Origin of the sequence: uncultured Caballeronia sp. (assembly GCF_964243625.1) — a bacterium.
In the GTDB taxonomy this organism is placed as follows: domain Bacteria; phylum Pseudomonadota; class Gammaproteobacteria; order Burkholderiales; family Burkholderiaceae; genus Caballeronia.
Genome location: NZ_CAXTGZ010000256.1, coordinates 1 through 6,226, shown reverse-complemented (window position 1 = coordinate 6,226; position 6,226 = coordinate 1). Strand labels below are relative to the sequence as shown.

The 6,226-nt window shown below is 58.7% G+C and carries 6 protein-coding genes and 1 pseudogene (1 of these 7 cut by a window edge); all 7 read left to right on the top strand.

Annotation, left to right across the window (positions count from 1 at the left end):
* Nucleotides 1-925 (top strand): annotated as a pseudogene (locus ACFFAR_RS17810) (gluconate:H+ symporter) (it extends 456 nt beyond the left edge of the window).
* A gap of 10 nt (nt 926-935) precedes the next feature.
* The gene (locus tag ACFFAR_RS17805; protein WP_375508205.1) at nt 936-1,430 is read left to right on the top strand and encodes a gluconokinase; all 495 of its coding nucleotides are present in this window, start codon (nt 936-938) and stop codon (nt 1,428-1,430) included.
* Between the two features lie 453 nt (nt 1,431-1,883).
* Nucleotides 1,884-2,990 carry an Ig-like domain-containing protein gene (locus tag ACFFAR_RS17800; protein WP_174364606.1) on the top strand — a complete coding sequence of 369 codons (1,107 nt, stop codon included), beginning with the start codon at nt 1,884-1,886 and terminating at the stop codon, nt 2,988-2,990.
* Complete coding sequence (locus ACFFAR_RS17795; RefSeq protein ID WP_062169241.1) at nt 2,987-3,247, top strand: hypothetical protein; 261 nt, start codon at nt 2,987-2,989, stop codon at nt 3,245-3,247. The genes ACFFAR_RS17800 and ACFFAR_RS17795 overlap by 4 nt, the downstream gene beginning before the upstream one ends.
* A 201-nt stretch (nt 3,248-3,448) precedes the next feature.
* Nucleotides 3,449-4,567, top strand: coding sequence for an Ig-like domain-containing protein (locus ACFFAR_RS17790; RefSeq protein WP_375508204.1), 1,119 nt, complete (start codon nt 3,449-3,451; stop codon nt 4,565-4,567).
* A 317-nt stretch (nt 4,568-4,884) separates the two neighbouring features.
* A complete protein-coding gene (locus tag ACFFAR_RS17785; RefSeq protein WP_375508203.1) occupies nt 4,885-5,421 on the top strand; it encodes an Ig-like domain-containing protein in 537 nt (178 codons plus the stop codon).
* Nucleotides 5,422-5,844: 423 nt separating this feature from the next.
* Nucleotides 5,845-6,096 (top strand): hypothetical protein, encoded by a 252-nt coding sequence (locus tag ACFFAR_RS17780; protein WP_174364609.1) that lies wholly within the window; start codon nt 5,845-5,847, stop codon nt 6,094-6,096.
* Nucleotides 6,097-6,226 lie beyond the last annotated feature (130 nt).

Below are 6,226 nucleotides of genomic sequence, written 5' to 3'. Positions count from 1 at the left end.
CGGCATGCCGATGGTCGCCGGCCTTTCCGTGGTTCACGGCCTGATCCCGCCGCACCCGGCCGCGTTGCTCGCGGTGCAGGCGTATCACGCGGACATTGGCCGCACGATTGCTTATGGCCTGATCGTAGGTGTGCCGACTGCCGTGGTCGCGGGTCCGCTGTTTGCTCTGCTCGTTTCAAAATACATCAAGTTGCCGGAAAACAATCCGCTGGCGGCGCAATTCATCGATAACCGCAAGGAAGGCGAAGTGCGCGAGCTGCCCGGGTTCGGCATCACGCTGTTCACCATCTTGTTGCCGGTGATCCTGATGCTGATCGGCAGTTGGGCGGACCTGGTCACCACGCCGAAGAGCCTGCCGAACAACCTGCTGAAGTTCGTCGGTACGTCGGACGTGGCGTTGCTGGTTGCCGTGCTGTTCAGCTTCTGGAGTTTTGGTGCATCGCGTGGATTCAATCGCGAGCAGATCCAGAAGTTCTGCGGCGACTGTCTTGCGCCGATTGCCGGCATCACGCTGATCGTGGGCGCGGGCGGCGGCTTCGGCAATGTGCTGCGCGAAAGCGGGATTTCCACGGAACTGGTGCACCAGGCATCGGCTGCGCACTTGTCGCCGTTGCTGCTCGGCTGGTTTGTCGCGGCGCTGATTCGTCTTGCGACTGGTTCTGCAACTGTCGCCATGACGACCGCTTGCGGGATCGTCGCGCCGATCGCCGCGGCGGCCGGCGGCGCCGTGAGCCCGGAATTGCTCGTGCTCGCCACGGGTTGCGGATCGTTGATTTTCTCGCACGTGAACGACGGCGGTTTCTGGCTGGTGAAGGAGTATTTCGGCATGACGGTCGGGCAGACGTTCAAGACGTGGTCGCTCTGCGAGACGATCATTTCAGTGATGGGTTTGGGTCTGACCTTCGCTTTGGCGTCGGTCGTGTAAGGAGAATCAGATGATATTGATCGCGATGGGTGTGTCGGGCTGCGGCAAGACCACGATTGGTGAAATGCTGGCAGAGCGGCTGGGCTGCGGTTTCGCGGACGCCGACAGTTTTCATAGCCAGGCGAACAAGGACAAGATGCACAAGGGCATCCCCTTGACGGACGATGACCGGTGGCCGTGGCTGAAGGCGATCCGTGCATCGATAGAAGAAAAACAGGCGGCGGGTTCGACCGAAGTGTATGCATGCTCGGCGCTCAAGCGCGTGTACCGCGACATTCTTCGCAACGGCAATCAGGACGTGACTTTTGTTTACCTGAAGGGAACGCCGGAGTTGCTGAAAGAACGGATTAAAACGCGTAAAGGCCATTTCTTCGATCCGGCTTTATTGCAAAGCCAGCTTGACACGCTGGAACCGCCTGGAACAGATGAAGCCATTGAAGCGGATATTGCAATGACGCCTGAAGAGATTGTCAGCAAAGTATTAAGTGAAGTTAAGGATCGCTAAGTTGGATCGGAGCGAACTTCAGCGCGTCGGGATAGAAATCAAAAAAATCTCAACAATCCCGGTTTGAATCGATAATTCGTTTCCACACCTCAGAAAAAGACCGTTTCAGCGCCGCGCTGGACCGGTCTTTTGCTTTTCTATACCGTAAAGCGCTCGCCGGCATTGCGTTTGACCGCCTTCATAGTCTGCCCGCTTGGCGCCCTCATCACCTCATCAATCCAGTACAGGACAGTGCGGGCGGGGCGTTGTCGTATCCAGGAAATGCTCCTTGTTGCATTCAAGGGCAGGTCCCGTGTGTGTGCGCGCGTGATCGTTACTCAAGATCGCGAATCACGTTGGGGGTCGTCCGGGTAACGGCTGCTCCCGTGCGTTTTTGGTCGGGCCGGCACGAATCGTTCGTCTTGCGAAAGGATTTCCGTCCCATCGATTTCTTAGTAAAACAGGGTTATAGAAATGGCGATTCAATCCACAGCACCGTCCCAGGCAATCATTACGTCAGTCGGGTCAGCACAGAGCGGTGGTACGGCAGATAATAATCATCCAGTCATTACGGGTAAGGCCGATGCCGGTACCAAAGTCAATGTCTATGACGGCGTCAAGCTGATCGGTACCGCGGATGTCGGCACGGACGGCACATGGTCCTTCACCGTGCCTGATTCGCTTACGGTTAAAGCAGGCAAGCACACGTTCACCGCCGTTTCCATGGACGGCGACGTGTGGGGTGCGACCTCCGCGCAGTTTGCAGTCACGCTTCCTGCCGGCGCACAAGTGCCGACCCCCCCGGTTGTCGATAGTTTCACCGACAACATAGGTCCGGTTACGGGTCCGATCACGGCGGGCACCACCACTGACGATGCGAAGCCGGCCATGAGCGGCACGGGTACGGCGGGCGACATTATCAAGCTGTATGACGGCGACAAGGTCATTGGTTCGGCGACGGTCGACCCCACTGGCAAGTGGACGGTCCAGCCCAAGGACGCCCTGAGCGATGGCGCGCACGACGTCCACGTGACGGAATCGAACGCAACCGGCGAAAGCGGTCCGACCTCGCCCATTCCGTTCACGGTCGACACAACAACTCCGTCGACGCCGGTGATCAACGGCGCGACTGATAATGTCGGCCCGATCACGGGTTCCATTCCTGCTGGCGGCACGACCGATGACCCGAAGCCGGAGTTCAGCGGCAAGGGCGACCCGGGCGACACGGTCACGCTGTATGACGGCGACACGCCCATTGGCAGCGCCAAGGTAGACGACAACGGCGACTGGAAGATCAAGCCGACTAACGACCTGCCCAATGGTGATCACGAGATCACGGCAGCCGAGACGAACGCTGCAGGCAACACGAGCAAGCCGTCGGAGCCGATCGAGTTCACGGTCGACACAGGCAAGCCCAACACGCCGGTGATCAACGGCGCAACAGACCACGTCGGCCCCGTCACGGGCGCAGTTCCCGCTGGCGGCACGACCGATGACCCGAAGCCGGAGTTCAGCGGCAAGGGCGACCCGGGCAACACGGTCACGCTGTATGACGGCAGCACGCCCATGCGAACACGTTGAAGCTCTCGTTGACGGACGTGCTGAATCTGGGCGAAACCGACCTGTTCCAGAAGGACGGCAAGAAGCAGATGATGGTGAACGGCTCGGACGGCGACAAGGTGGATCTGTCGAACTCGCACATTGCCGGTTTGGCGGAAGGCGAGTGGGAGCAGCATGGCACTACGCAGGTGGGCGGCGTGACGTACAACGTGTACGAGCACTCGGGTGCGCATACCGAGTTGCTGGTTCAGCAAGGCGTGCAGATCGTCGTGCATTGAAGCTGAACGCCGGCTCAGGCTTGGGGTAGCTGAGCCGGTGAAATCAAAGGGTGTAATACGAGCCGTTCCAGGTCATTTTGGAACGGCTTTTTGCCGTGTGCGTGGCAGTCGAAACTAAAGATCCTCAAAATAAGTATTTGCTTACTAAACTGCCGCAGGTCGCCGGCTTTAAGACATTTCGTATATCTGGATCGAAAGCCAATGTTCATGCTCCGGCTGCATTTTCGGAAGGCGCAATTCACGCCCTTCGGGAATGTGTTTTTGTGTCGATCGGCGCCCGCCTTCCTTGGGCGCAAGGCGTTCCGATCACCGATCTATCCGCACCAAAAGGCGAAAGTAATGACAATTCAAACAACAAGTCCCTCACAAGCGGTTGTGACATCTGTCGGTGGTGTTTCCAACGGGGGTACTGAAAACAGCGCAAGGCCAGTGATCGCGGGCTCCGCTGACGTTGGAACAACCGTGAATGTCTATGACGGCGTAAGGCTGCTGGGTACTGCCGTAGTTGGAACCGACGGTACGTGGTCGCTCACTCCTGGCATCGACCTCAAGAATGCGGTGCATTCCTTCTTCGCAATCGCAGTCGATTCCGCGGGCAACTGGGGTGCTTCATCGGAACCCGCGCGCATTGTGGTGGCGGCGCCCGTGGCTGTTGCGGCGACCGCGCACGAAGTCAGCGGTTTATCCGAGGCTGCCAGCACGATCACCGGCGAAACTGCAAGCGGTCTGCAAGGCGTGCGGGCGTTAAGCCTGGCCGGCGACACCCATGTTGTTGCGCAGGATCAAGGTGTGCTGACCCAGGAGCAGCACATGGCTTCAGGTGTGAGCAACGCGAATGGCGCAGTCAGCGGCCATGACGCGGTGGACCTCGTAGCGAAGCCGGCAGCGTACTCAACGCAATTGGCCGAGCATATTGACGGAGGCCACGGTATGGCAGCCGGCACGCAACACTCGACGAGCGATCATCAGCTTGTGGATTTTGTTTTGTTATCCGAAAAGATTGCGGCGGTGAAGGTCTCGGGTATGGACGTAAGTGAGCTGGGCGGTACTGCGAACACGTTGAAGCCCTCGTTGACGGACGTGCTGGATCAGGGCGATACCGATCTGTTCCAGAAGGGCGGCAAGCAGCAGATCATGCTGAACGGTACGGATGGCGACAAGGTGGATCTGTCGAACGCGCACATTGCCGGCCTTGCAGAAGGCGAGTGGGAGCAGCATGGCACGGCGCAAGCGGGCGGCGTCACGTACAACGTCTACGAGTACGCAGGTGCGCATACCGATTTGCTGGTGCAGCAAGGCGTGCAGATCGTCGTACATTGAAGGTGGACACTCGCTCGCGCTCGAGACAGGCGAGCCGGTGAAAGCACAGGTATGAAACGAGCCGTTCCTGACTTCCGGAACGGCTTCTTTTTGAAACGTCGCCTGTGCAAGGCGTGTTTTATGGACCGCGAGTGCGCAATTCCCTATTGCAGGGTTTGAGTGGATTGGGTTGCGCCGAATGTGTAAGTTAGCGATTTGACCGGCGTGTGACCAGCGGTTGGCCGGGTGATGGATTGGCGACGACCCCGCGTATGAATTGTCTAGCTGGACTTGCAGGTTATTCAAACACCGTTTTTCCACCTGAAGGGATCGAACAAATGGCCTCCGCGCATGAAGTGATTTATCTTGCGGTGATTACAGACGTGGACGGCGTGGGTAACGGCGGCGTCATCGACAATGAAAAGCCGCTGATTTCGGGCAGGGCCGACCCGTTCGCGACTATCGATGTGCATGACGGCACGGCCTTGCTCGGCGTGGCTGCGGCGAATGGACAGGGCGGTTGGACGCTGCAACTCTCCAGTCCACTCTTTGACGGCGTTCACGATCTCTCCGCTACGCAGGACACTGGCTACGGCGTAAGAAGCGTTGCAAGCTATTTTGCGGTTACGGTGAAGGCGTTGGAGGGGGCGCCTATGTCCGCGGACGACGCTTTTGCGCCGGCCACGGCCACGAGCGCGTCCGGGGGCAACGGGGAACCAGGCGTGCCGTTTTTTCCACCGAATGTGTTCAACTCGCGCCGTGGGGCAGCGGTGAGCAACGCCGCTGATACGCATTCTGCCAATCCCGGCGATGCGCAAGCGTTGGCTATCTCGGCCCTTTCAGCCGATGCGTCTTCTGCTGACCCGCACGCTTGAGGACGTCAGAGCAAGATTGAAGATCGAATGAGGGAGGGGCATCGTCATGATGACGTCTTCCGCGGGTCATCGGACGCTCGACCAAAAGCGCGTTGAATAGGACTTCACGCGCGAGGAGCATGCCGCAACTTGGCAGTTTCGACCTCGGCGTCACCTCGTACCGACCGGCTCGGATCTAGCCGCTGTCCTTCCCCGCACCCCCGCCCCTGCGCATTTTTGTCTCTCTACGCCAGCCAACCTCCTCGGATTCATCCGGTACATCACCTTGCATTCACGCTACAGACTTTCTGGCGTGCGCGGATTGCCTTTTCTGACCGGCAAGCATCAGATCCTCGACTTGACTTCGCTGGCCGCAAGACGGCTGCGGCGAAGATTTCGAGCATCGAAGCGATCGATTCGAGCGGTGACAAGAACGCGCTGGAAATGTCGATTTCGGACATGTTGAACGTGGGCGAAATCGACCTGTTCCTGCAGGACGGCAAGACGCAGATGATGGTGAAAGGCTCGGCGTCCGACACACTCAATCTATACAGCACGCATATTGACAATGTCGCCAATGGCGAGTGGTCACGTCCAGTCGAGTCGCAAGTGGACGGCGTGACGTATCGCGTATCCGAGCACTCAGCCACGCGTGCCGAATTGATCGTTCAAGGCGTGCAGTTGACCGTGCATTGACGTTGAAGATGCCGGCGCGCTTTGTTGTATTGGAGCGTGCAGGTCGCTTGAGCCAACGCAGCCTTTAGAGAAGCGTTCCTCGACGCGCTGGAGCAGTTTTCGTACGTGCCTGGTTTGCTCACCGTTGCAA